The sequence below is a fragment of the Lactiplantibacillus mudanjiangensis genome (genome assembly GCF_005405385.1).
GTDB classification, from domain to species: domain Bacteria; phylum Bacillota; class Bacilli; order Lactobacillales; family Lactobacillaceae; genus Lactiplantibacillus; species Lactiplantibacillus mudanjiangensis.
This window is the reverse complement of sequence record NZ_BJDY01000011.1, coordinates 1-1,676: the sequence shown is the minus strand read 5'-3', so window position 1 is coordinate 1,676 and position 1,676 is coordinate 1. Positions and strand designations below refer to the sequence as shown.

Genomic DNA, 1,676 nt, shown 5'->3' with positions numbered 1-1,676 from the left:
CTCTCAAAACTAAACAAAGTTTCGACGCGACAAAATGTGCAAGGTTTCCGTAATATTCCTTAGAAAGGAGGTGATCCAGCCGCAGGTTCTCCTACGGCTACCTTGTTACGACTTCACCCTAATCATCTGTCCCACCTTAGGCGGTTGGCTCCCGAAGGTTACCCCACCGACTTTGGGTGTTACAAACTCTCATGGTGTGACGGGCGGTGTGTACAAGGCCCGGGAACGTATTCACCGCGGCATGCTGATCCGCGATTACTAGCGATTCCGACTTCATGTAGGCGAGTTGCAGCCTACAATCCGAACTGAGAATGGCTTTAAGAGATTAGCTTGCTCTCGCGAGTTCGCAACTCGTTGTACCATCCATTGTAGCACGTGTGTAGCCCAGGTCATAAGGGGCATGATGATTTGACGTCATCCCCACCTTCCTCCGGTTTGTCACCGGCAGTCTCACCAGAGTGCCCAACTTAATGCTGGCAACTGATAATAAGGGTTGCGCTCGTTGCGGGACTTAACCCAACATCTCACGACACGAGCTGACGACAACCATGCACCACCTGTATCCATGTCCCCGAAGGGAACGTCTAATCTCTTAGATTTGCATAGTATGTCAAGACCTGGTAAGGTTCTTCGCGTAGCTTCGAATTAAACCACATGCTCCACCGCTTGTGCGGGCCCCCGTCAATTCCTTTGAGTTTCAGTCTTGCGACCGTACTCCCCAGGCGGAATGCTTAATGCGTTAGCTGCAGCACTGAAGGGCGGAAACCCTCCAACACTTAGCATTCATCGTTTACGGTATGGACTACCAGGGTATCTAATCCTGTTTGCTACCCATACTTTCGAGCCTCAGCGTCAGTTACAGACCAGACAGCCGCCTTCGCCACTGGTGTTCTTCCATATATCTACGCATTTCACCGCTACACATGGAGTTCCACTGTCCTCTTCTGCACTCAAGTTTCCCAGTTTCCGATGCACTTCTCCGGTTAAGCCGAAGGCTTTCACATCAGACTTAAAAAACCGCCTGCGCTCGCTTTACGCCCAATAAATCCGGACAACGCTTGCCACCTACGTATTACCGCGGCTGCTGGCACGTAGTTAGCCGTGGCTTTCTGGTTAGATACCGTCAATACCTGAACAGTTACTCTCAGATATGTTCTTCTCTAACAACAGAGTTTTACGAGCCGAAACCCTTCTTCACTCACGCGGCGTTGCTCCATCAGACTTTCGTCCATTGTGGAAGATTCCCTACTGCTGCCTCCCGTAGGAGTTTGGGCCGTGTCTCAGTCCCAATGTGGCCGATTACCCTCTCAGGTCGGCTACGTATCATTGCCATGGTGAGCCGTTACCTCACCATCTAGCTAATACGCCGCAGGACCATCCAGAAGTGATAGCAGAGCCATCTTTCAAACTCGAACCATGCGGTTCAAGTTGTTATGCGGTATTAGCATCTGTTTCCAGGTGTTATCCCCCGCTTCTGGGCAGGTTTCCTACGTGTTACTCACCAGTTCGCCACTCACTCAAATGTTTAATCAATCAGGTGCAAGCACCGTCAATCAAAAACCAGAGTTCGTTCGACTTGCATGTATTAGGCACGCCGCCAGCGTTCGTCCTGAGCCAGGATCAAACTCTCAAATTAATGATGAGTTTTAAAGCTCATTAAATGTTGTACTAAAATT

At 50.0% G+C, this 1,676-nt stretch carries 1 rRNA gene; it reads right to left on the bottom strand.

Annotated elements, in window-relative coordinates:
- Positions 1 to 63: 63 nt before the first annotated feature.
- Positions 64 to 1,636 (bottom strand): 16S ribosomal RNA (locus tag FFM84_RS16000).
- Positions 1,637 to 1,676: the final 40 nt, after the last annotated feature.